Source organism: Pseudomonas sp. RC10 (assembly GCF_038397775.1).
Taxonomy (GTDB): Bacteria; Pseudomonadota; Gammaproteobacteria; order Pseudomonadales; family Pseudomonadaceae; genus Aquipseudomonas; species Aquipseudomonas bambusae.
In genome coordinates this window covers 2936595-2957427 of sequence record NZ_CP151650.1, presented here as the reverse complement: position 1 = coordinate 2957427, position 20833 = coordinate 2936595, and the positions used below count along the sequence as shown (strand labels likewise).

The 20833-nt window shown below is 62.2% G+C and carries 24 protein-coding genes; 16 read left to right on the top strand and 8 right to left on the bottom strand.

All coding sequences use genetic code 11. The features are described 5' to 3' along the window. The first annotated feature begins 8 nt into the window (after positions 1–8). The 6 genes from AAEO81_RS13645 (at position 9) to AAEO81_RS13620 (ending at position 5627) form a co-directional block, all read left to right on the top strand. A complete protein-coding gene (locus AAEO81_RS13645) occupies positions 9–1268 on the top strand; it encodes an extracellular solute-binding protein (RefSeq protein WP_341964115.1) in 1260 nt (419 codons plus the stop codon). Beyond that, positions 1268–2173 (top strand): sugar ABC transporter permease, encoded by a 906-nt coding sequence (locus AAEO81_RS13640; RefSeq protein ID WP_341964114.1) that lies wholly within the window; start codon positions 1268–1270, stop codon positions 2171–2173. Before AAEO81_RS13645 ends, AAEO81_RS13640 begins: the two co-directional genes overlap by 1 nt. After that, on the top strand, positions 2173–3048 hold the full coding sequence (locus AAEO81_RS13635; RefSeq protein ID WP_341964113.1) for a carbohydrate ABC transporter permease: 876 nt from the start codon (positions 2173–2175) through the stop codon (positions 3046–3048). Before AAEO81_RS13640 ends, AAEO81_RS13635 begins: the two co-directional genes overlap by 1 nt. An 18-nt stretch (positions 3049–3066) precedes the next feature. Continuing rightward, positions 3067–4020: an SIS domain-containing protein gene (locus AAEO81_RS13630; protein WP_341964112.1), complete on the top strand. Its 954-nt coding sequence runs from the start codon at positions 3067–3069 to the stop codon at positions 4018–4020. A 31-nt stretch (positions 4021–4051) separates the two neighbouring features. Further along, positions 4052–5131, top strand: coding sequence for a sn-glycerol-3-phosphate ABC transporter ATP-binding protein UgpC (ugpC, locus tag AAEO81_RS13625; RefSeq protein ID WP_341964111.1), 1080 nt, complete (start codon positions 4052–4054; stop codon positions 5129–5131). Between the two features lie 208 nt (positions 5132–5339). Next, entirely contained in the window at positions 5340–5627 is a 288-nt protein-coding gene (locus AAEO81_RS13620) for a hypothetical protein (protein WP_341964110.1), read from the top strand. 126 nt (positions 5628–5753) lie between these two features. On the opposite strand, the gene AAEO81_RS13615 is transcribed toward AAEO81_RS13620, so the two are convergent. Continuing rightward, complete coding sequence (locus AAEO81_RS13615; RefSeq protein WP_341964109.1) at positions 5754–6506, bottom strand: SDR family oxidoreductase; 753 nt, start codon at positions 6504–6506, stop codon at positions 5754–5756. 120 nt (positions 6507–6626) lie between these two features. Here AAEO81_RS13615 and AAEO81_RS13610 point away from each other — a divergent pair, with 120 nt between their 5' ends. The 3 genes from AAEO81_RS13610 to AAEO81_RS13600 all read left to right on the top strand — a co-directional run bounded on the left by AAEO81_RS13610 (position 6627) and on the right by AAEO81_RS13600 (position 9170). Then, positions 6627–7544 (top strand): LysR family transcriptional regulator, encoded by a 918-nt coding sequence (locus tag AAEO81_RS13610; protein WP_341964108.1) that lies wholly within the window; start codon positions 6627–6629, stop codon positions 7542–7544. A 256-nt stretch (positions 7545–7800) separates the two neighbouring features. Continuing rightward, the gene (locus AAEO81_RS13605) at positions 7801–8226 is read left to right on the top strand and encodes an Rrf2 family transcriptional regulator (protein WP_166595327.1); all 426 of its coding nucleotides are present in this window, start codon (positions 7801–7803) and stop codon (positions 8224–8226) included. Between the two features lie 197 nt (positions 8227–8423). Further along, positions 8424–9170 (top strand): glucose 1-dehydrogenase, encoded by a 747-nt coding sequence (locus AAEO81_RS13600; RefSeq protein ID WP_341964107.1) that lies wholly within the window; start codon positions 8424–8426, stop codon positions 9168–9170. A 26-nt stretch (positions 9171–9196) separates the two neighbouring features. Here the strand turns inward: AAEO81_RS13600 and AAEO81_RS13595 are convergent, their stop codons facing one another. Next, positions 9197–10111: a LysR substrate-binding domain-containing protein gene (locus tag AAEO81_RS13595; RefSeq protein WP_341964106.1), complete on the bottom strand. Its 915-nt coding sequence runs from the start codon at positions 10109–10111 to the stop codon at positions 9197–9199. A 73-nt stretch (positions 10112–10184) separates the two neighbouring features. Here AAEO81_RS13595 and AAEO81_RS13590 point away from each other — a divergent pair, with 73 nt between their 5' ends. Together AAEO81_RS13590 and AAEO81_RS13585 are read left to right on the top strand one after the other, a co-directional pair. Further along, complete coding sequence (locus tag AAEO81_RS13590; protein ID WP_341964105.1) at positions 10185–10787, top strand: LysE family translocator; 603 nt, start codon at positions 10185–10187, stop codon at positions 10785–10787. A 2-nt stretch (positions 10788–10789) separates the two neighbouring features. After that, positions 10790–11173: a cupin domain-containing protein gene (locus tag AAEO81_RS13585; protein ID WP_341964104.1), complete on the top strand. Its 384-nt coding sequence runs from the start codon at positions 10790–10792 to the stop codon at positions 11171–11173. A gap of 21 nt (positions 11174–11194) precedes the next feature. Here the strand turns inward: AAEO81_RS13585 and AAEO81_RS13580 are convergent, their stop codons facing one another. From AAEO81_RS13580 to AAEO81_RS13570, 3 genes are read right to left on the bottom strand one after another with little or no spacing between them, the layout of a single operon-like run. Further along, complete coding sequence (locus tag AAEO81_RS13580) at positions 11195–11986, bottom strand: SDR family oxidoreductase (RefSeq protein ID WP_341964103.1); 792 nt, start codon at positions 11984–11986, stop codon at positions 11195–11197. Further along, entirely contained in the window at positions 11983–13323 is a 1341-nt protein-coding gene (locus AAEO81_RS13575; protein ID WP_341964102.1) for an MFS transporter, read from the bottom strand. Before AAEO81_RS13575 ends, AAEO81_RS13580 begins: the two co-directional genes overlap by 4 nt. A gap of 52 nt (positions 13324–13375) precedes the next feature. Beyond that, complete coding sequence (locus AAEO81_RS13570; RefSeq protein ID WP_341964101.1) at positions 13376–14317, bottom strand: 3-keto-5-aminohexanoate cleavage protein; 942 nt, start codon at positions 14315–14317, stop codon at positions 13376–13378. 159 nt (positions 14318–14476) lie between these two features. On the opposite strand from AAEO81_RS13570, the gene AAEO81_RS13565 reads away from it, so the two are divergent. Further along, positions 14477–15505, top strand: a complete 1029-nt coding sequence (locus AAEO81_RS13565) for an AraC family transcriptional regulator (RefSeq protein WP_341964100.1) — start codon at positions 14477–14479, stop codon at positions 15503–15505. Positions 15506–15559: 54 nt separating this feature from the next. Here AAEO81_RS13565 and AAEO81_RS13560 read toward each other — a convergent pair whose 3' ends face one another. After that, positions 15560–16003: a GFA family protein gene (locus AAEO81_RS13560; protein ID WP_341964099.1), complete on the bottom strand. Its 444-nt coding sequence runs from the start codon at positions 16001–16003 to the stop codon at positions 15560–15562. Positions 16004–16164: 161 nt separating this feature from the next. Here AAEO81_RS13560 and AAEO81_RS13555 point away from each other — a divergent pair, with 161 nt between their 5' ends. After that, a complete protein-coding gene (locus tag AAEO81_RS13555) occupies positions 16165–16332 on the top strand; it encodes a DUF2986 domain-containing protein (RefSeq protein WP_341964098.1) in 168 nt (55 codons plus the stop codon). Between the two features lie 28 nt (positions 16333–16360). Here AAEO81_RS13555 and AAEO81_RS13550 read toward each other — a convergent pair whose 3' ends face one another. Continuing rightward, complete coding sequence (locus tag AAEO81_RS13550) at positions 16361–17362, bottom strand: quinone oxidoreductase (protein ID WP_341964097.1); 1002 nt, start codon at positions 17360–17362, stop codon at positions 16361–16363. A 121-nt stretch (positions 17363–17483) separates the two neighbouring features. Between AAEO81_RS13550 and AAEO81_RS13545 the strand changes: the two genes are divergently transcribed. Next, positions 17484–18347 (top strand): LysR family transcriptional regulator, encoded by an 864-nt coding sequence (locus tag AAEO81_RS13545; RefSeq protein ID WP_341964096.1) that lies wholly within the window; start codon positions 17484–17486, stop codon positions 18345–18347. Positions 18348–18367: 20 nt separating this feature from the next. On the opposite strand, the gene AAEO81_RS13540 is transcribed toward AAEO81_RS13545, so the two are convergent. Next, complete coding sequence (locus AAEO81_RS13540) at positions 18368–19408, bottom strand: GGDEF domain-containing protein (protein ID WP_341964095.1); 1041 nt, start codon at positions 19406–19408, stop codon at positions 18368–18370. Between the two features lie 422 nt (positions 19409–19830). Here AAEO81_RS13540 and AAEO81_RS13535 point away from each other — a divergent pair, with 422 nt between their 5' ends. Together AAEO81_RS13535 and AAEO81_RS13530 are read left to right on the top strand one after the other, a co-directional pair. Further along, positions 19831–20067, top strand: a complete 237-nt coding sequence (locus AAEO81_RS13535) for a hypothetical protein (RefSeq protein WP_341964094.1) — start codon at positions 19831–19833, stop codon at positions 20065–20067. Between the two features lie 150 nt (positions 20068–20217). Further along, entirely contained in the window at positions 20218–20754 is a 537-nt protein-coding gene (locus tag AAEO81_RS13530; RefSeq protein WP_166595312.1) for a 2,4'-dihydroxyacetophenone dioxygenase family protein, read from the top strand. Positions 20755–20833: the final 79 nt, after the last annotated feature.

The following is a 20833-nucleotide window of genomic DNA, read 5'->3' as shown; positions in this document are numbered from 1 at the left end:
GTTTTGCCATGCTCCGACGCCACCTGATCGCTTCGCTCGCGCTGTTGCCCCTGACGTTCGCCACCCCGGCGTTCGTCCCGCTCGCCAGCGCGGCCAGCGCCACCGAAGTGCTGTTGCCACCTTGGGGCACCTTGCCCAAGGCGATGACGGATCGACTGACAGCCGAGACCCACCTCACGCTGGAAACCCAGACCCTGGGCTGGGATCAGATTCTGACCAAGGTCGCGACCTCGATGATCGCGGGCAGCCCACCGGCGGACGCGACGGAAGTGGACTGGTCGTGGGTCGGGCAGTTCGGCACTGCCAAGTGGTACGAACCGCTGGACGGCGCGGTGGACGCGGCCACCGTGGCCGACATCCCGTCTGCCAAGCTGTTCGTGTTCGACGGTCAGTTGCTGGCGATTCCGTACGCCAACGACTTCCGCGTGCTGATCTACAACCGCGATCACCTGCAACGCGCAGGCATCAGCGCGGCGCCGACCACCCCGGATCAACTGCTGGCAGATGCCAAGGCGATCAAGGCCAAGAACATCACCCAATACCCGATCGCTCTTCCCCTGTCGGCCACAGAAGGCAGCGCCACCGCCTGGTACTTGCTGACCAAGGTGTTCGGCGGCGAGCTGTTCAACGACAAACTGGAGCCGCAGTTCGTCAAGCCGGATTCGGCGGGTTACAAGGCGATGGCGTTCGAGGTCGAAGCCCTCAAGGCCGGGCTGATCAGCCCCGCCGCGACAGGCCTCAAAGACGTGGAAGTCCAGGAGCTGTTCAAGAAAGGCGATGCCTCCTTCGACCTCGCCGGTTGGGCAGGCAACGTGGCGGTCTACAGCGACCCGGCCAAATCCCAGGTTGCGGATCACGTCGCGGCCGCCCTCATGCTCACCACCACCGGGACCGCGCGCACCATCGGTTTGCCGGAAGCGGTCGGCATACCGGCCACCGCAAAAAACAAGGAAGGGGCGAAGGCGTTCATCAATTGGTTCATCAAGCCGCAGAACCAGATCGAGAGCTATGAAACCCTGGGCAACCTGCCGACCCGCACCAGCGTCCTCAAGCAACTGAACAGTGAGGGCAAGCTCAAGAGCGGTGACGTGATCCTGCAACAGGCCGGTCTGGTGGACCCGCTGTTCAAGCAAGGCACGCCGGTCTGGTACCCGCAGTTCACCAGCGCGGTCTCCAGTGCGCTGAATCAGGCCGCCAAAGGTGAGTTGACGGTCGATCAAGCGGTGGCCCAGATCGCCCGCGAAGCCCAGAGTGCGATGCAGCCGTGATGAATCTGAACACGATCAGAGAACGGCTGCGTCCGGTGCCGGGCGAGACCTGGCTCGGGCTGGTGTACGTGCTGCCGATCATTGTGGTCATGGCCAGTCTGGTGTTCGTGCCGCTGGTGACCACGGTGCTCGACAGCCTGTACCGCATCGATCCGATGCGCCCGGGCAGCCCCTTCATCGGGCTGCTCAATTACCAGAACCTGGCCACCGACACCAACGTGCAGCACGCCACCTGGAACACGCTGATTTACGTGGTGTTGGCCGTGGTCCTGGAAACGGTCGGAGGACTGGGCGCCGCCCTGCTGCTGAACAAGGTCCGTCACGGGCGCCAATGGCTGCTGGCAGCTTTGGTGCTGCCGTGGTGCCTGCCGCCGGTGGTGAATGCGCTGGTCTGGCTGTGGATCTACAACCCCAGTTACGGCCTGCTCAACAACCTGCTCAAAGCGGTCGGGCTGCTCGACGAAAACGTGGTGTGGTTCAACGACCACAACACCGCCTTGCTGCTGGTGGCCCTGGTGCACGTCTGGAGGATGCTGCCCCTCACCGCGATCATTCTGCTCGCGGCATTGCAGGCGATTCCGGGCGATCTGTACGAAGCCGCCAAGCTCGACGGCGCGGGTCCGCTCAAATGCTTTCGCATGATCACGCTGCCGCTGATTGCAGGCGGGCTGGCCATTGCGCTGAGCCAGTCCACGGTATTCGCGTTCAACCTGTTCGACGAGGCCTGGATTCTCAACGGCTCCAGCCTGGACACCCGCAGCCTGATCACTCAGGTGTACATGTCGGCGTTCCAGAACCTGAAGTTCTCCTACGGGATGGCGCTGTCGGTGCTGGCCATGATTGCGTCGCTGGTGGTGTCGATGATTTACGTCCTCAAGGTCTACCGCGAGACGAGGTTCGACTGATGCGCAAACTTACCCTGCAATGGCTGGGCAAGGCCGGATTCGCCCTCGCCGTACTGGTCCTGCTGATCTGGTCGCTGGGCCCGGTGTACTGGGCCGTGATGACCAGTTTCACCGACCCGAAGGACATGCTGAGTCAGCACCTGACGCTGTGGCCCGAACACCCGACGCTGCAACACTTCGCCAAGCTGTTCGGCGCCAGCAGCATCTCACAGGGCAACGAAGTGCAGTCGGTCTGGCCGCAATTCTCCCGGGCGTTCATCAACAGTCTGGTGACCTCGGTCGCGGCGACGCTGGTGACATTGGTCGCGGCCGCGTTCGGGGGCTACGCCTTCGTGCGGCTGCGCTTTCCGGGCCGAAACCTACTGTTCGGGCTGGTGGTCGCGAGCATGGCGGTACCGGCGTACACGGTGATGATTCCGCTGTATCGCCTGATGATTTCGCTGCACCTGATCGACACGTACCTGGGCGTCACGCTGATTTACGTGTCCGCGTTTCTGCCGCTGGCGTTGTGGCTCATGCGCAGCGTCTATCAATCGCTGCCGGTGTCACTCGAAGAGGCCGCCTGGCTGGACGGCGCGGGCCGCACGTACACGCTGATCCGCATCGTTCTGCCGCTGGCGGCGCCCGGCCTGATCGCCACCGCCATCCTCACGTTTCTCAGCGCCTGGGGGCAGTTCATGGTGCCGCTGGTGTTCTCGCCTTCATTGGCCACCAAGTCGCTGACCGTCCTGATTCCCGAATTCGTCACCCGCAACTACGTCGACTACGGCCTGATGAATGCGGCCGGGGTCATCGCCATGCTGCCGCCCGTGTTGCTGGTGATCTTTCTCAACCGTTTCCTCGTGCGCGGCCTCATCGCCGGCGCGACCAAATAACCTCATAAGGACCCGCACATGAACGTTACCGAACGCGTCATCGTCGAGCAGTTTCCCTTCTGGCAAGCCGCGTTGACTCAACCCCTCCCGACCGTGGACGCCCCCATCGTGGTGGTCGTCGGCTGTGGCACTTCGTATTACCTGGCGCAAACGGTGGCCAGCGCGTTCAATCTCAACGGCAAGCGCGCCATCGCCGTGCCTGGCGGCGAATGGGCGCGTCGTCCGGACGCGTATCTGGCGCACTATCAGGACGCGCTGGTCATCGCCCTCTCCCGCAGTGGCGAATCCACCGAGACGGTCGAGGCCGTGCAGGCCAGCCGCGCCCGTGGCTTGAAGACCATCGGCATCACCTGCGAAAGCGAAAGCAGCCTGGCGAAAGGCAGCGATCAAGTGGTGTTCGCGCCGACCCACCCCTCTGAAGGCATCGTCATGAGCAGCTCCGCCAGCCTGATGCTGCTGCTGGGTCTGCGACTTGCCGGGTCTCCGGTTGACGCTCACATCGCTGCCACCGCTGAACGCGCGATGCAGACGCTGGATCGTCAGGTCGACACCACCGTGCTGTCCCGCACGCACTTTGTGTACCTCGGCGGTGGCGCTTACTACGGTCTGGCCAGCGAAGGCGCGTTGAAACTCCAGGAAATGAGCCTGACCTACACCCAGGTGTTCCACCCGCTGGAATACCGTCATGGCCCGGTCAGCCTGGTGGATGAAAAAACCTGCGTGGTGCTGATCTACAGCCCGCAAACCCACGAGGAAGAGACCCAGTTGTACAGCGAACTCAAGGTAAAAGGCGCGCTGGTGATTGGCGTGGGCGGCCCCGGCGACCTGCACGTCGAGGTCAGCGAAACCGGTCTGGACCGAAGCCTGGCGATCCTGCCGGCGCTGCAACTGTTCGGTGAGCGTCTGGCCCGGCACAAAGGCCTCGACAGCACGGCCCCGCGCCACCTCACCAAGGTTGTACGTCTTTCCTGAAGCAGTGGCCCGGCAGAGGTAGTGTCCCGAAATGGCAACCGTAAACATTCAGCAACTTCGCAAGAACTACGGCACGATCCCGGTGTTGCACGGCATCGACCTGAGCATTGCCGACGGTCAGTTCGTCTCGCTGGTCGGGGCATCGGGCTGCGGGAAATCCACGCTCCTGCGGATGATCGCGGGTCTGGAATCGGTGTCTTCCGGGACCATCGAACTCAATGGCGGCGTCATCAACGACCTGTCGCCCAAGGACCGGGACATCGCCATGGTGTTCCAGAACTACGCGCTGTACCCGCACATGACCGTGGCCCAGAACATGGGGTTCAGCCTGCAGTTGCGCAAGGAATCGCCTGCCCGCATCGCGGCGGCGGTCAAAGAAACGGCCGCCATGCTCGGGCTTTCCAACTACCTTGATCGTTATCCCAAGGCGTTGTCCGGCGGGCAGCGTCAACGGGTCGCCATGGGCCGGGCCATCGTGCGTCAGCCGCAGGTGTTTCTGTTCGATGAACCGCTGTCGAACCTCGACGCCAAACTGCGGGTGCAGATGCGCATCGAAATCCGCACCTTGCAGCGTCGGCTGGGCACCACGGCGATTTACGTGACCCACGATCAGATGGAGGCCATGACCATGTCCGACCTGATCGTGGTGATGAACGCCGGGCGCATCGAACAGGTCGGCACCCCGATTGAGGTCTACGACCGCCCCGCCAACCTGTTCGTCGCCACGTTCATCGGCTCTCCGGCGATGAACCTGATCGACGGCATTCTGGTGCAGGAGGATTCGACGTCGGTGGTGCTTGTGGGCGATCAGAAGATGGACCTTGGTCGCCGCGTCGATCTGGCGAGCGCAAGCCCGGTGGTGATGGGCATCCGGCCCGAGCATTTCAGCCTCGGCAGCGCGCAGGCGTCGGATTTCAGCCTGCCGTTCACTATCGACCTGATCGAACCGACCGGGGCGGAAAGCCACGTCTATGGCAGGTCGGGTACGACTCCGGTCGTGGCCTCTCTTCCACGCAAGGGCGACCTTCAACTGGGCCAACAGCTGACGCTGCGGGGCAGTTGCGACCATGTTCATGTGTTCGACAAGGCCAGCGGCGCGCGTCTGGTCTGACACCCGGCCATTCCCTTCCCTGCAAGATTTCGCGGGGTCGGGAATGCATCGTACGGGCGTCGGGTTACCACCCGACATCTGACCGTTCATCGCCGGGGGATTAATTTCACAAACTTTTCCCCGCCCTCAATGCCCCAAACACTAGAGCTGCTGACGCCCTCGTCAGCATGCATGCGCTCTGAATTTAGTGACCATGAGGCTTGACGACATGAATAAGAAACTGAGTTCCGCGTTCGCCCTGGCAGGACTGACCTGCATTCTTTCGCTGCCGGTAATGGCCGCGAGCAGCACCACCACTGCCCCTAGCGACACCCACAAAACCAAAGCGAGCCAGACCCATACCACATCCACTCACACCGACAAACAGGCAGCCGGCACCAACGGCGCCAAGACCAAAGGCACGGCGCTGCCAGGCTCCGGTGGCGAAGCGGGCAGCGGCGGCAACTCCAGCCCTGGCAACAAAAGCCCGTCGGGCGCCGGTAGCACTGACGAGTAATAGCAGGTTCTGATTTGCCCATGACGCTGGCCAGGCTGAGCATTCGCTCGCCTGGCCAGGTGTTTTCATCACTTCTTGCGCCGCCCGTCGATGACAGCCGGGGCATTCCCCTCCCGCGTTAATCCATCACACCTGCGCTTGGCCGCCATCGACGAACAGCTCGATGCCATTCACGAAACTCGCGTCGTCTGATGCGAGGAACACCGCGGCGTTGGCGATTTCTACCGGTTCACCCACACGGCCCATCGGCACTTGCGAAGCGAGGTAGTCGAGCAGGCCCTGCTGTTGCGCGGCATCCGGGCCGGCCAGGTCAACCAAGCCAGGGGTTTTGGTGGCGCCAGGGCTCAAGGTGTTGACGCGTACGTTGCGGTCCTTGAGGTCGAGAATCCAGCTGCGGGCGAAGGCGCGCACAGCGGCTTTCGAGGCCGAGTACACGCTGAAGGCCGCAGTGCCTGAGCTGCCAGCGGTCGAACCGGTGAGGATCACTGAGGCGTTTTTCGCCAGCAGCGGCAGGGCTTTCTGGACCGTGAACAGCACGCCTTTCACGTTGCGCTCGAACGTGTCGTCGTAGTGCGCTTCGGTGATCTCGCCCAGCGGCACCATTGAACCGCCACCGGCGTTGGCGAACAGCACGTCAAGGTGCCTTTTCTCCGCGCCGATCTGTGCATAAAGCGCGTCGAGTTGATCGAGGCGAGTGGAGTCCACTCGAACGCCGGTGGCGTTACCGACTTGTGCGACGGCGGCGTCGAGTTCGGCCTGACGGCGGCCGGTGAGGTAAACGTGGGCGCCTTCTTCGGCGAAGCGTTTGGCGGTGGCCAAGCCGATGCCCGTGGTGCCGCCGGTCACCAGTGCGATTTTGCCTTCGAGTTTGCGAGCCATGGTGTTTCTCCAGAAAGGTCAGTCAGTGAGTTCGGTAAGGTGTTTCGGTGAGGAGAAGCTTATCGACGACTGACACCTTTCAAAATAGAATTGTCCGCAATCCATCATTGCAGAAATGAAATGAGCAAACTCCCCGATTTCGAAGGTCTCGCCATGTTCGCCAAGGTGGCGGAAGAAGGGTCATTCGCGGCAGCGGCGCGGCTGATGGGCGTTTCCGTCCCTACCGTTTCGCGGGCGGTGGCCCGGCTGGAGGAGCGTCTGGGCGGTCGGCTGTTCAACCGGACTTCTCGGCAACTGGCATTGACCGAGTTCGGTTCAAGCATGGCGGCGAAGGCCGGGGAGATCTATCGGCAGGCCGAAGAGGTGGAGAGTGAGGCGCAGGATCTGGCCGTCCAGCCTCGCGGGCAAGTCCGCCTGGCGATGCCGATGGCGTTCGGTCTGCGCTGGGTCGCGCCGTTGTTGCCCCAACTGCTGCGCCAATACCCTGAGCTGTCGGTGGACCTTCACCTTTCTGACGCATCGGTGGACTTGATCGCCGAGGGTTTCGATGCCGCACTGCGCATCGCCGTATTGCCCGACTCCTCATTGGTGGCGCGCCGACTGTGTTCTGTGACGCAATTTCTGGTGGCCTCGCCGGGTTACCTGGCGGAGCACGGGCATCCGGCGCATCCGCGAGAGCTCGCCGATCGGTCATGCCTCAGTTATGCCTATCGGGCGCGCAGTGACCTGTGGCGTTTCACCCACACCGACGGCACGGAAGAAGACGTGGCGCCGAAAGGCCGGTTGCGGGTCACCAACTCGGACGCGCTGCTCCCGGTGCTGCTGGAGGGGCTGGCGATTGCCGAACTCCCCGAGTTCATTGCCGCCGAATACCTCGCGGATGGCCGACTGGTCACGCTCCTGCCGGGCTGGAGCATGGCCCGGGGCGGACTGTATTTTGTCACCCCCTCGGCGCGAAGCCGCCCCGCAAAAATCCGCGCGCTGTCGGATTTTTTCGCCGAGCACCTTTCGAACCCGGTGTGGCGGTGGAATCCCTGAAGCCGCCCCCTGCGCCGTGCCAGCGCCATTGCATGCACCGGTTTTGCTGCCGCTGCGCGGCAGATCGCAGGCAAGCCAACTCCCACAGGACTGTGCGCGCAACCGGATTTTGAGTTGTCTGGATGCCTGCCGCGCAGCGGCAGTAAACACGGCATACGCGCTGCACCTGAAACACCCAAGGTTTCAAACGCAGCCCGTTTCGCGCAGCCCGCCATCCTTAGTTGACAAACAGAATTGTGACGATTAGTTTCACAATATGCCTCAGCCCAACGTTCAGTTCTCAGTCGCTTCGCACATCATGGCTTCGCTGGCGGTCCGCCCCGGCGAGCCCACGCGTTCGTCCGATCTGGCCAGCAGTGTCAACGCCGACCCCAGCTTTGTGCGGCGGGTGATTTCCAAGCTGGCCAAGGCCGGTCTGGTCACCACCACCCGAGGCAAAACAGGGTCCTGCATGCTGGCGCGACCCGCCACTGAGATCACCCTGCTCGACATTTACAACGCCAGCGATGCGCCCAAGGCCTATGTGGTCCACGGGTATGCCGTCGCCGAGGGCTGTCACGTCAGTCGCAATATCAAAGGCTGCCTCGAAGGCGTGCTGTGCAGCGCACAAACGTCATTCGAACAGGGCCTTGCGCAACACACCCTCTCTCAAATCGTGACGGCCATCGAAGACGGTCCGTGATTTTTTTTTTGCCGCTAATTGTTGTCTTTGAACGCACAATTTTTCTCTTTCTTTTCAGGAGCGTCAGATCCGGGATTCACTCATAGACCGCCATTGACGACCCCTTTCGATTTCACCCGGCACTCCGAGGCCACACGGCCACGAGGCCAACGCAGTCGCTTCATTCCCTAAATGCTTCATTCAGATGCGAGAACATCATGGCTCAGTTAGAAGGAAAAGTTGCACTCGTCACCGGCGCTTCCAAAGGCATCGGCGCGGCCATTGCCAAGGCGCTGGCCGCTGAAGGCGCGGCGGTGGTGGTGACCTACGCCAGCGCTCAGTCAGCGGCGGAAGCCGTGGCGGCGAAGATCGTTGAAAGCGGCGGCAAGGCCACCGTGGTCGGCGGCGACGTCACAAAAGCGGCCGATGCGCAGAAGTTCGTGCAAACCGCCATCGACGCTTACGGGCGCCTCGACATCGTGGTCAACAACTCCGGCGTCTATGCGTTTTCGTCGCTGGAAGAGATCACCGAAGACGAGTTTCACCGCCAGTTCAACACCAACGTCCTCGGCCTGTTGTTGGTGACGCAGGCGGCGTCCAAACACTTGAGCGAAGGGTCCAGCGTGATCAACATCAGCTCCAGCGTCACCTCGCTGTCCCCAGCCACCAGTGCCATCTACACCGGCACCAAGGGCGCCGTGGACGCCATTACTGGCGTGCTGGCCAACGAGCTGGCGCCGCGCAAGATCCGCGTCAACGCCATCAACCCCGGCTACACCGAGACCGAAGGCACCCACGCGGGCGGTATTACCGGTTCAGACATGGAGAAACATTTCGTGGCCCTGACCCCGCTGGGCCGTGCCGGGCAACCGGATGACATCGCCGATGTGGCGACCTTCCTCGCCTCGGATGCATCGCGTTGGGTGACCGGCGAACTGCTCGTCGTGTCGGGCGGCCTGCGCTAAAACATTCCCGGCAATGACCTGAGCGATCAGGCCATTGCCGGTTCCTCGATCCGCTCGATGTCTTCGTGGCGCAAGCTGTCCAACAGGCATTGCGCGAACGCCTCGGCCACCGGCTGAACGGTCGCAGGCAAGCGCAAGCAAATGGCGAACGCGGGCAGTTCGGGCAACCCGATGTCGTCCGGCAACACTTTCAGGTCCTCCGGCACGGTGGACGCCAGCCATGCGGTAATCGCCAGACCGACCCGCACGGTGGACGCGGTGGCTTCGAAGCTGCCGTTCTCGAACACGGTCCGCCAGGCAATCCCCTCCTTCGCCAGCGCGCCCAGCACCAATGGGCGAAACACGCAGCGCTCGTCCACCAATGACAGTGGCAACGGCCGGGTTTTCCAGACCTCGCTGCTGCGACTTCCCACCCACACCAGCGGCTCGGTGCGAATCACCCGACCTTGGGCGTTGGGGGTGAGGTATTCGATCAGCGCCACGTCGAGATGACCGTTGTCGATGGCTTCGTGCAGCACCGGCGACGGCTCGCATTTCAACGACAACTCCACCAGCGGGTGGGCGTCGGTAAACGCTTTCATGGCCGGTGCCAGCGAAGTGATGAGATCAGGCGGTGCGCCGACCCGCAGATGCCCGCGAATCGGCCCTTCGACGGTGTCCGCCCAGATGTCGTCGTTCAATTGCAGCAACTGCCGGGCCTTGGCCAGAAACAGCTCGCCCTGTTGCGACAGCTCCAATTGCCGGGGTTTGCGAATCAGCAACTGGCAGCCGAGGGTTTCTTCAAGGCGCTTCACCTGCTGACTGACCGCACCCTGGGTCATGAACAGCGCATTGGCGGCGGCGGTCATGCTGCCGTGATCGGCGACAACGACGAAGGTGCGAATCAAACTGAGGTCGAGGTTTCGGGTCATGGCGGGATTACGATCAGTAATGTCAGGCATTAAAGATATTCGATTTTCTAATCCGCGAGCCAGCCGTACTGTCGGCGGCATTCAACTGCCGGATGAAAGGCCGATGCCCACGCTGTTGCCCCTGTTTCTGTTCGTCGCCGCTTCGACACTGTCTCCTGGCGGCGCAACATCCCTTGCCACCGCCTCCGGTGCGCGATTCGGTTTAAGCCGTTCCCTGCCGCTGATCCTCGGGATCGCCTTCAGCCTCGCGTTTGTCGCCACGATCGCCGCGTTCGGCCTCGGCAACCTGATCGCTCAAGCACCCGGACTGGAACTCGCGGTCAAGGTCGCGGGCTCAGCCTATCTGCTGTGGCTGGCGTGGCGCATCGCTCGCAGCGGCGCACCTTCGACAGGTGCAGGGCCTGGCGCCGGATCGGATGAGCCGCTGGGTTTTACCAACGCCATTCCGCTTCTCTTGTTGAACCCGAAAAGCTGGGCCATGACCGTCAGCGCGGCCGCCGCGTTTTCCCCTCTGGCGACCTACCCTGCCGGATTTGCAGCGTTATTGGGCGTGTCGTTCGGCCTCGCCGCGTGTGCCTCGCTGACCCTCTGGTGCTGGCTCGGCGTGCTGTTGGCGCGGCTGCTGCGCACGTCGTATCACTGGCGAGTGTTCAACCTGGCCATGGCCGCCCTGCTCGTTTTGTCCATCATTCCCACCTGGAGTTGACCATGCTCAGCCTGCCGTTTGCCGAATCCTTCGACCTGAATGCCTGCTTCGACGACATCACCGAACACTGGTCGCCGAAGGTCGTGGCGCAAGTGAACAACCAATACGTCAAAGTAGCGAAATTGCTGGGGCAATTCGTCTGGCACAACCACGCGGAACAGGACGAGCTGTTCTACGTCCTGCGCGGCCACCTGAAAATCGAATACGAAGGGGGCCGCGTCTCCCAGTTGCCTGCCGGGTCGATCCACGTCGTGCCCAAAGGCGTGCTGCACAACCCGGTGGCCGACGAGGAATGCTGGATCGTGCTGATCGAGCCGATGGACACCCTGCACACCGGCGACGTCGAGACGCCGTTGAGCAAGACGATTGAACAGCAGTTGGCGTAGCCCTCGGCTAGCGGGGTACGCTCACAGGTATTCGACGTTCCCGTCCACGCTGATTGCCTGGCCGCTGATGTTGACCGCAGCGGGAGAGGAAAGGAACAGCGCCATGGCTGCGACGTCTTCCATGGTCACCATGCGGCGCAGGGAAATCTTTTCCAGATACTGGTCCCGCATCGCGTCGAAGCCGATCCCCAGCGTCTGCGCCCGTGCATCGATGACCCGGTTCATGCGCTCGCCCGCCACCACGCCCGGCAAGATAGCGTTGACCCTGACGTTGTCTGGCCCCAGTTCGCCGGTCAGCGACTTCATGAGCCCGATGATCGCCCATTTGGTTGAGGCGTAAGGCGTTCTGAAGGGATAACCGAGGCGACCGGCAACCGACGACATGGCGATGATGTGGGGGTTGCAGTTTGACATTTTCAGCCAGGGCACAGCCTTGCGCAGCACGTAATACTGACTGTTGAGGTTGGTCGAGACGGTGTGCTCCCACGCGTCCGGATCCAGATCCTCGAGGTTGCCGGTGGGGCCTGCGATGCCGGCATTGTTGACCAGCACGTCCACGCCGCCGAGCGATGACGTCGCCTCGTCCATCATGCGGTCCACGTCGTGCCGGACGCCAACATCCGCCACGCTGCCCCGTAAGCCGGGGTGTTCGCGCTTCATCCGTTCCACGGCCTCGCCGTCGATGTCGCAGATATACACCTGGGCCTCGACTTCGTGGAAGGCCCTGGCAATGACCGCACCGATTCCAGCGGCGCCCCCGGTGATCAAAACTTTCAGACCCGCGGGCGGTTTGAGCAAATCGACAATCTTCACAGCGCTTCCCTTCCTTCAATGGCAGGTTCAGTCAATGGGCGACCCGCTTGCGCGTTGATCGCCATGCCCAACAAGGGTACGAGGAGCAAGCCGAGCACGGCGGCGGCCACGATCACGTAAAAGCCGGACGAACTGAGTCCTGATGCCTTCTCCGCCAGGCCAAACAGAAACGGGCCGACGAAACCACCCAGCAAACCGAGCGTGTTGATGAAGGCCAGCCCGGCGGCCGCTTCGATGCCCTGCAGCCGTTTCATCGCGATGGCCCAATAAGTCGGCAATACGCCACCGGCGAAGACTGAGGTGGCCGTGAACAGCGCAATGCGGCTTATCGCGTCATCGATCACGGTGAACGCCACTGAACTGGCGATCAGCCCCACAGTGAACAGACTCAGGCAATACGTGTCACGATCCACGGTGCGATGCACCCTCGGCAGCACCAGAACCCCCGCGAGAAAACCGAAGCCGACGCTGCTGGACAACAGGCCCACGGTGAGCGGCGAGGTGATCTGCATCTGTTGGATGATCGACGGCGTGAAGAACACGAGGCCCACGAACGCTACTTGGTTAAGGAAGTAAATCAGGCCGATGAGGATCGTGGTCGGCCGCGTCAACGCCTTCATCCACTGCCCGGAATAGCGATGAGGCTCACCCTGCCCCGGTAGCAGTGCGTGGGTCTCCAGCGATTGCGCCTGCGCCGCATTCAGCCAGCGCGCATCCCGTGGCCGGTCCGGCAATTTGAACCAGAGGATCACGCCAACCACCACACTCGGCAGGCCTTCCAGCAAAAACATCCATTGCCAGCCGTGCAAACCGCTCACCCCGTCCAGCCGCATCAACGCGCCGCCGATCGGGTTGCCAATGACCAGCGCCAGCGCCGGGGCGATGTAAATCCAGCCGATGGCGATGCCGCGGTCCTTGGGCGCGAACCACAGGGTCACCATGTACATCAAGGCCGGAAACAGACCGGCCTCGGCAATGCCCAGCAGCACCCGCAGCAGGTAAAACGACGCCTCGCCCTGCACGAACATCATCGCAGAAGACAGCACGCCCCAAGTCACTGCAATCCTGGCAATCCAGCGTCGTGGCCCGATGCGGTGGGCGAGCAGATTGCTGGGGACTTCGAGCAAGGCGTAGCCGATGAAAAAAATGCCCGCGCCCAGTCCGAACGCCGCCGCGCTGATCCCCAGGTCAGCATTGAGCGCCGCCTTCGCCAGTGCAACGTTGGTACGGTCCAGGTAGGACATGAAATAAATGGCGCACATCAACGGTATCAATCGAACCATCGCTCGCCGGGTCGCGAGCGCATGGAGCTGCGCAGCGTTGGACATGACCGTCATGATCAAACCTCTTCTTGTTGTTCTGACTGCTCGATAGTCTGGCCGCGTCGCATCACTGCAGGTGCACGTTTTGACGGCCCTTGAGGCCCAGCATCTGGCGGGCTTCCTGCGGGGTGGCAATCTCGAATGACAGTTCCTCGAGAATGTGCCGAACCTTGCGCACCTGTTCGGCGTTGGTCTTGGCCTTGACCCCTTTGGCGAGGTAGATGCTGTCTTCCAGGCCCACCCGCACATGGCCGCCCATGATCGCACCCATGGTCACGAAAGGCAGCTGGTGACGCCCTGCGCCAAGGATTGAAAACTCGTAGTTCTCGCGCCCGAACAGCCGGTCGGCCGTGGTGCGCATGAGCAGCATGTTTTCCGGGTCGGCACCCAGTCCACCCAGAATCCCGAAGCAGGACTGGATGAACAGCGGTGGCTTGACCAGCCCTTGCTCGACGAAATGCGCCAGGTTGTAGAGGTGCCCGACGTCGTAGCATTCGAACTCGAACCGCGTGCCGCATTCGCCCAGTTGCTGCATGATTTGGCGGATGTCCTTGAACGTGTTCTTGAACACCACATCTTCCATGCCCTCGACGTGTTCACGCTCCCAGTCATACGTCCACGACGCAATCTTGCGGGCGATCGGATGGATCGAGAAATTCATCGAGCCCATGTTCAACGAGCACAGCTCCGGTTGAGCCGTCAGGGGATACGCCAGCCGTTCGGCCAGCGTCATCCGAGTGCTGCCACCCGTGGTGATATTGATGACGGCGTCGGTGGCGCGGGCAATCGCGGGTACGAATCGGGCGAACACGTCGGGATCGGGCGTGGGGCGCCCGTCTTCAGGGTCTCGGGCGTGCAGATGGAGAATCGCCGCGCCTGCCTCGGCGGCCTCGATGGCGTGTCGTTCGATCTCGGCGGGCGTCAGGGGCAGGTACTCGGACATCGACGGCGTGTGGGTAGCGCCAGTGATCGCGCAGGAAATGATGACCTTTCGGTTCGGCGAGCTCATGAAGGACAACCTTTGTTTTTATTGGCGTGGGCGCCATCGCGAATGACGTCAGGCAGGCGCGGCGCGTGTCGAGATCAGCTTATTGCGTTTGCGCATTCGCAGTAAGATCCTTACCGGACACTAAAGAATCCCTGAAGGACATTGAGCGGAGCCCCATGAATGTCACGAAAACTGCCGCTGTTCAACGAACGCATCTATGCCCCTTACAAGATTGCAGCGTTGGTGGAAGTCCTCGGTGAACAAGGGATCGCCCCTGCCGACAGCCTGAAAGGCAGCGGCATAACGGAAGACCAGATCAACGACGCCACTGCCCTCACCTCGGTCCGCCAGTACGCGACCGTGTGCGGCAATGCCGTGTCGCTGTCCAAAGACCCGGCCACCCCGTTCAAGACTGGCGCACGCCTGCACTTGTCTGCCTACGGCATGTATGGATATGCGCTGATGTCGTGCCTGTCATTGCGTGATTATTTTCGGCTGGGAGTGAAATACCACGCGCTGGCCACGCCGACGCTGACCATTGAATGGCAGGAATACGAAGACCGCACGGTGTGGACGTTTCCCGATGCTTCTACACCGAGCCCGTCCCGGGAAATCAAACAGTTCTGGATCGAGCAGCAATTCACCCAGCACGTCACTCATCTTCAAGACGTGTTCGGCCAGAGCTGCCCGCCGACCAAAGCCTGCTTTTCCTACCCCGCGCCCGCCTATGCCCACCTCTACCCCGACTATCTGGGGTGTCCGTGCGTGTTCGACCACCCGCAATGCGAGCTGCATTACGACAGCGCGATTCTCGATCAGAAGCCGCACCTTGCCCATCGCCTGACCGCGACCGTGCTCCAGGAAACCTGTGAACGATTGATCGGGCAGGCGAAGGTGTCGGCGGGCATTGCCGGAGAGGTCTATCAGATGATGATGCAGACGCCAGGAGAGTTTCCGAGCATGGAAGCGGTGGCCGAGCATTTGCACATGACCACCCGCAGCCTGCGCCGCAAGCTGCAGATGGAAGACACGTCGTTCGCCGCCATCGTCGATGACGTCCGCTGTTCACTGGCGGTCGAATACTTGAAGACGACCGTGATGAGCACTGATGACATTGCCCTACTGCTCGGTTTCTCGGAGCCCACCAACTTCAGGCGTGCCTTCAAGCGCTGGACCGGCAAGACCACGAAGGAATACCGTCAGGGCTGATCATACAAGCCGGTGATGGCAGCGCCGGAATGTGTCCGACAGTCAGACCCTTTCTTAGCGGTCTTTTTCCTCCGTCGGCTCAAAGCGCAACACCCCGAGAATGCCGCTCCCGCCTTCACGTTTTCTGTCGGAAGGATGATTGACCCCGTCGTTCACCGGCACCTCGGCAAAATCGAACGGGCTGATGCCACTCAGGCACGCGGCATTGATCCCCAGTTGTGTGGGGTTGGAGCGGCGTTGATGGTGGGTGTAGATGCCGCACCTGGAACAGAAGTAATGCCTGGCCGTGCGCGTGTTGAATTCGTACAGCGTGAGGGCGTCTTCGCCTGTCACGATCTGCAGGTCTTCCTGACGGGCAGTCACGGCGACCGCGCCACGCATCCTGCAGTACGAGCAGTTGCAACGACGGGCGGTGTGCAGTCCATCGGCGAGTCGGACGCGAAAGCGCACGGTGCCGCAGTGGCAGCTGCCCTCGAAATCGGCTTGATCCTTGTTCATTTCCTCGGCCTCACGAAGATCATGGGATGACGTTTACAGGCTGGCGATAGTAGCAGAGGGCGTCGGCTCGTCGGTTGGCAGGACGGCTGCTATCGGCCAGGGCACGCCACCGCTACAATGCGCGTCCCTCCGCATCACCGCCCGAACGCGCCGAGTCGAAGATGAACCGTCAGAAAAAGCTCCAACAGTTGTTCAAGGCCAAGGCCAAAAAAGCCAGCGCCAAACTGGCCCCGAAGAAAAAGTCCACCTACATCAGCAAGGCCGACCGGGCAAAGCTTGAGGCTGAAGCCGCTGCCGAGCCGAGCCCGCAGACTGAATCGAACAACTGATCGCGCAAAGAAGCGGCGACCTTAACGTTCAATCCACATCCGCCACCCACAGCACCGACTTGCCGATCTGCTCCCGGGCTTCGATCCGGGCGTGAACGGTCTGGACGTCTTCCATCCGGTAACGACCTTCGATCTCGATCTTCAGCGTTCCGTCGAGAATGGCCCCGAACACGGCATCGGCGCGGCGTTGAACCGTGGCTCTGTCGGCCATGTGATCCGCCAGCCGAGGCCGGGTGAGAAACAGTGAACCGCCCTCCCCGAGTTCGATGGGGTCGAGGTCGGTGACCGAGCCGGAGACGTTGCCGTAATTGACAATCAGCCCGCGAGTGCGGCACGCCCTGAAGCTGTCGCGCAAGGTGGTTTTGCCCACCGAATCGAACACCACATCCACGCCTTTGCCTTGTGTCGCTTCACGAATGCGATCCGCAAAACCGCCTTCGTCGTAGCGCATCGCGTGATGGGCGCCGCGCTCGGTGGCAATCGCGCATTTCCGATCGCTGCTGGCGGTGGCGAAAATGTCGGCGCCCCGTGCCTTGGCCATCTGGATCAGCAACTGGCCGATGCTGCCGGACCCGGCGTGAATCAGGCAGGTGCTCTCTGGCCCCAATCGGGCGATGTCGTCCACCAAGTAATGCGCGGTCGCGCCCTGAAAAATCGTCGCAGCGGCCAGGTCGTAGGGAATGGCATCGGGGATTTTTGCGACTTTTTCAGCAGGCACGCTGGCGTACTCGGCATAGCTGCCCCACGCGATGCACCACGCCACCCGATCACCGACCGCCAAGTGCGTAACGCCCTCGCCCACCTCGACGATTCTCCCGGCGCCCTCCATGCCTAGCGTGCAGGGCGCTCGCACCGGGTAGGTGGCGGAGGACGCGTACTTGCCCTGACGGGTGTGCACGTCCATGAAGTTGATCCCGGCGTAAGCGACCTTGACCACTACGTGGCCCGGCGTGACCTCGGGTGTGGGCAGGTCGTTGCGCAATTGCACGACCTCGGGTCCGCCGTAGGTCTGGATCATGATGCCTTTCATCGGAGGTTACTCCTGGGTCAGTTCCGGGACGGTTGTCGTCGTCGATGCGATCCATGTTAAAACGCAGCAGTCGGTTCGATAATTCCCCAAACTTTCCCACTCTCCGTTCGGAAATAACCCGATGTTCGATTGGCAGGATCTGTACGTGTTTTCGGTGCTGGCCCGCACGCAGTCGCTGTCCGCGGCCGCCCGCGAATTGCAAGTAGAGCACGCGACCGTGGGACGGCGCCTCGACGCACTGGAAAAAGCGCTGTGCCTGCGTCTGGTCGACCGTTTGCCCCGCAGTCGGCCGCTGACGGAGGACGGCCGGGCCTTGAGCCGGATTCTGGAAGCGCTGCCCGGGATTGCCAGTGAAGTGCAGCAGTTGTCGCGGGTGGCGTCCATCGACGTGGCGGGCACGGTCAAGGTCAGCGCGCCGCCATCGCTGGCCATTCACACCCTTGCGCCACGCATGGCCGAGCTGCGACGCCAGCACCCTCGCTTGAACGTGGAACTGTTGCCCTCGCTGTCGCTGGCGGCGCTGGACAAAGGCGAAGCCGACATCGCCTTGCGCACGGTGCGGCCCGAGGAAGACGCGTTGGTCCGTCGCAAGGTCGGCGTGGTGCGGTTCGCGCTCTACGCCAGCGCTGCGTTTGCCGAGCAGCCCGCCGAGCAATGGACGTTCATCGGTTACGACGCAAGCCGCGATCACCTCCCGCAGCAGGCGTGGTTGCACCAGATTCGTCGTCATCGCCCGGTGGTGTTTGCCGCCAGCGACTTGATGTCTCAGCAGGTGGCGGCCCGGTCCGGATTGGGGGCGGTGGTGCTGCCGACCACCGTGGGCGACGGCGACCCGGCGCTGCGCCGTCTGACGGTCGACAGCGAAGGGCCCGCCCGTGATCTGTGGCTGACGGTGTACCCCGATCTTCGGCGCTCGCCGTCGGTCAAGGCGGTGATGGATTTTCTGGTCGAGTGCGTTCACAGCGAGCCACGATTGCGCACATGACCCGGTAAAACCCGTGAAGATCAGGCGTTGGCCGCTTCCGACGGGGCCATCGCGAAGCGGTTCTTGCCCGCACTTTTCGCGTCGTACAACGCCAGGTCGGCGCGGCGCATCAGGCTGAACATCGACTCGCCTGGCTCACGCTCCGCTACGCCCACGCTGATCGACAACGTCAGGCCGTATAACGGGCTGGTGTTGACGGCTTCGACGATGGCCAGTGCCAGCCCTTGTGCCGCCGCGAGGTCGTGCACTTGAGCCGCGACGGCGAACTCTTCGCCGCCTAGCCGGGCGAAGTTATGGCTCTGGCTCCGGTCCTTCAACAGCCTGCCGACTTCGACCAATACCCGGTCGCCGACGTCGTGACCGTAGCCGTCGTTGATCTTCTTGAAATCGTCGATGTCGAGCATCAGGAAGAACAGCGGCGACGTGGCGCTTCCGTCTTCCACGGTGGCGGTGAGCCGTTCGATGAAGGCGCGCCGGTTGGGCAGCCCGGTCAGGGTGTCCTTGTAGGCCATGCCGTGCAGTTGATGTTGCAGGTCGAACACATCCTTGCGAATCAGGCAAAACGTCTGGCACACCAACGTGGCCACCAGCAGGCTGCCGGTGATGAGGATCAGTGTCAGGGTCAGGTCCAGTTGCCGATCAAAGGCCGGTTGCACCGTGTAAAACAGCGTGGCCCAGATGGCCGCGCCGGTGCTCAAGGCCTGCAGCGGATGAAAATGCATGGCCGACACCGGCAAGCTCAAGACCAGCCCGATGGGCAGGAACCAGAGCAGCGGATTGCCCAGGGCGATGGCCAGTGAACCGAGGCACGCGGTGCAGGTGCACAACAGCAGCAGCCCGGTCAGCCACAACTCCCGAGTGGTGCGGGCGCGGTACGTGAGAAAACAGATGACCCCGGCAATGGCGCAGTAGCCATACAACCAAGGCGATATGGGCTGGGTCCGGCTGGCCACGAACAACACCACGCAGCACGCCACGGCGGCCAGAATCTCGCTGGATATCTTGAGCGGCCGCAATTGAGCGAACGACTTCTGCTCAAGACTTTCTTCAGTTCCCTGCATGCTTAATCAACCCCGCCAGACGCTCTAATCCCGCTCGCCTTGATCGGGTCGCAGTGCGCAGATAGTACCTAAATCTCCCCGTTGCCATGATTAAGAACGTCACCGTTCGGCGCGTGTACAGCCGCAGAGACGCAAACCACGCTCGCTCACGCGGGGTTTGCGCCTGCTGCGCACGACGACACGCCTTCAGGGGTTATGCACCACCACGGTGTCATCCAGAAGAACGAACAGATCGTTGAGGTCCTGCCGGGCCTTCGCGGGCGCCGCGGCGATCCGACCAGTTGCCTGCTCACCTTGCAAAACCCTCCTACACTCTTTATGTCTTTCTCGGGGATGACGCCCAGCCGTCCGCTCGCCCCCAGACAATCCCCGCCCCATCAACCGAATCACCCATGCCGTTTCTCACTTCGGGAGGTGTATGTATGTCGAGCAAACGTCCCCCTTTCACCCTGGATTGCTGGAACAAGGACTGGATCATCCATGGCCACAAACTGGTGTGCCGGTCCTGTGGTGCCGGGCAGTGCCCCGCGTTGAACGAGCAACCGTTCAAACACACCGAGACCTGCGAGGTCTCTGCGGCCGGAGCCCGTTACCCCTGGCGGGAACTCAATGCCATTCTCAAGGATGGGCTGGCCGACGTCAGACGCATGCTGCATTGACTCATTTTTAACGCGCCCACCTGTGACGAGCATTCACACTGGCTGTGCCATCTGTGGTGTTTTATTGCCCTGAACCCTCGCCTACGCTGTGCTCAACCCCGGACACACATGCTTCTGGGGATTCTGATCACTGACCGTGGAAAGAGACCGATGAGCACAGCCCCCAAGCCAGATGAACTCGCAATCCCTTATCAACTGCCCCAAGTGCCGTTCATGACGCCGGACATGGTGCACGCTGGCGTCCTCACCGACTGGCTGCAAGACGACAATCTATGGGTGCCGGTCACCGCGTCGGTCTCGTTCAAACCCCTGTTGCTCAGCACCACCGGCGGCTATTACATCAACCTGCTGCGCGTCCGCCAGAGCGGCGTGCTGTCCCGTCATCGCCACAGCGGCGGCGTGCATGCGCTGGTCCTTAAAGGTCGCTGGTATTACCTCGAACACGATTGGGTGGCCACCGAAGGTTCTTTCGCCTACGAGCCGCCAGGGGAAACCCACACCCTGTTCGTGCCGGAAGACGTGGAAGAAATGATCACCTGGTTCCACGTCCAGGGCGGTTACACGTACGTTGACCCGCAAGGCGTGGCCGTGGGGTACGAGGACGTGTTCACCAAGCTCGAAACCGCACGCAAACATTACAAATCCCTGGGGCTGCCGGACGAATACATCGAGCAGTTCATTCGCTGACAGGCCGATCTCCGGCGACGGGCGTGTGGCTTGTTCGTGTGCCCGAATGCTGGCAGGCTGCGCCCACCGTAGCCTGTCG

Excerpts from the sequence above, each read along its gene's own strand:
- AAEO81_RS13570 (WP_341964101.1), bottom strand. The coding sequence starts at position 14,317 with ATGAGCTCGCCGAACCGAAAGGTCATCATTTCCTGCGCGATCACTGGC.
- AAEO81_RS13630 (WP_341964112.1), top strand. The coding sequence starts at position 3,067 with ATGAACGTTACCGAACGCGTCATCGTCGAGCAGTTTCCCTTCTGGCAA.
- AAEO81_RS13530 (WP_166595312.1), top strand. The coding sequence starts at position 20,218 with ATGAGCACAGCCCCCAAGCCAGATGAACTCGCAATCCCTTATCAACTG.
- AAEO81_RS13620 (WP_341964110.1), top strand. The coding sequence starts at position 5,340 with ATGAATAAGAAACTGAGTTCCGCGTTCGCCCTGGCAGGACTGACCTGC.
- AAEO81_RS13640 (WP_341964114.1), top strand. The coding sequence starts at position 1,268 with ATGAATCTGAACACGATCAGAGAACGGCTGCGTCCGGTGCCGGGCGAG.
- AAEO81_RS13545 (WP_341964096.1), top strand. The coding sequence starts at position 17,484 with ATGTTCGATTGGCAGGATCTGTACGTGTTTTCGGTGCTGGCCCGCACG.
- AAEO81_RS13645 (WP_341964115.1), top strand. The coding sequence starts at position 9 with ATGCTCCGACGCCACCTGATCGCTTCGCTCGCGCTGTTGCCCCTGACG.
- AAEO81_RS13555 (WP_341964098.1), top strand. The coding sequence starts at position 16,165 with ATGAACCGTCAGAAAAAGCTCCAACAGTTGTTCAAGGCCAAGGCCAAA.
- AAEO81_RS13585 (WP_341964104.1), top strand. The coding sequence starts at position 10,790 with ATGCTCAGCCTGCCGTTTGCCGAATCCTTCGACCTGAATGCCTGCTTC.
- AAEO81_RS13615 (WP_341964109.1), bottom strand. The coding sequence starts at position 6,506 with ATGGCTCGCAAACTCGAAGGCAAAATCGCACTGGTGACCGGCGGCACC.
- AAEO81_RS13605 (WP_166595327.1), top strand. The coding sequence starts at position 7,801 with ATGCCTCAGCCCAACGTTCAGTTCTCAGTCGCTTCGCACATCATGGCT.
- AAEO81_RS13575 (WP_341964102.1), bottom strand. The coding sequence starts at position 13,323 with ATGACGGTCATGTCCAACGCTGCGCAGCTCCATGCGCTCGCGACCCGG.
- AAEO81_RS13610 (WP_341964108.1), top strand. The coding sequence starts at position 6,627 with ATGAGCAAACTCCCCGATTTCGAAGGTCTCGCCATGTTCGCCAAGGTG.
- AAEO81_RS13540 (WP_341964095.1), bottom strand. The coding sequence starts at position 19,408 with ATGCAGGGAACTGAAGAAAGTCTTGAGCAGAAGTCGTTCGCTCAATTG.
- AAEO81_RS13635 (WP_341964113.1), top strand. The coding sequence starts at position 2,173 with ATGCGCAAACTTACCCTGCAATGGCTGGGCAAGGCCGGATTCGCCCTC.
- AAEO81_RS13600 (WP_341964107.1), top strand. The coding sequence starts at position 8,424 with ATGGCTCAGTTAGAAGGAAAAGTTGCACTCGTCACCGGCGCTTCCAAA.
- AAEO81_RS13590 (WP_341964105.1), top strand. The coding sequence starts at position 10,185 with ATGCCCACGCTGTTGCCCCTGTTTCTGTTCGTCGCCGCTTCGACACTG.
- AAEO81_RS13560 (WP_341964099.1), bottom strand. The coding sequence starts at position 16,003 with ATGAACAAGGATCAAGCCGATTTCGAGGGCAGCTGCCACTGCGGCACC.
- ugpC (WP_341964111.1), top strand. The coding sequence starts at position 4,052 with ATGGCAACCGTAAACATTCAGCAACTTCGCAAGAACTACGGCACGATC.
- AAEO81_RS13535 (WP_341964094.1), top strand. The coding sequence starts at position 19,831 with ATGTCGAGCAAACGTCCCCCTTTCACCCTGGATTGCTGGAACAAGGAC.
- AAEO81_RS13595 (WP_341964106.1), bottom strand. The coding sequence starts at position 10,111 with ATGCCTGACATTACTGATCGTAATCCCGCCATGACCCGAAACCTCGAC.
- AAEO81_RS13565 (WP_341964100.1), top strand. The coding sequence starts at position 14,477 with ATGTCACGAAAACTGCCGCTGTTCAACGAACGCATCTATGCCCCTTAC.
- AAEO81_RS13550 (WP_341964097.1), bottom strand. The coding sequence starts at position 17,362 with ATGAAAGGCATCATGATCCAGACCTACGGCGGACCCGAGGTCGTGCAA.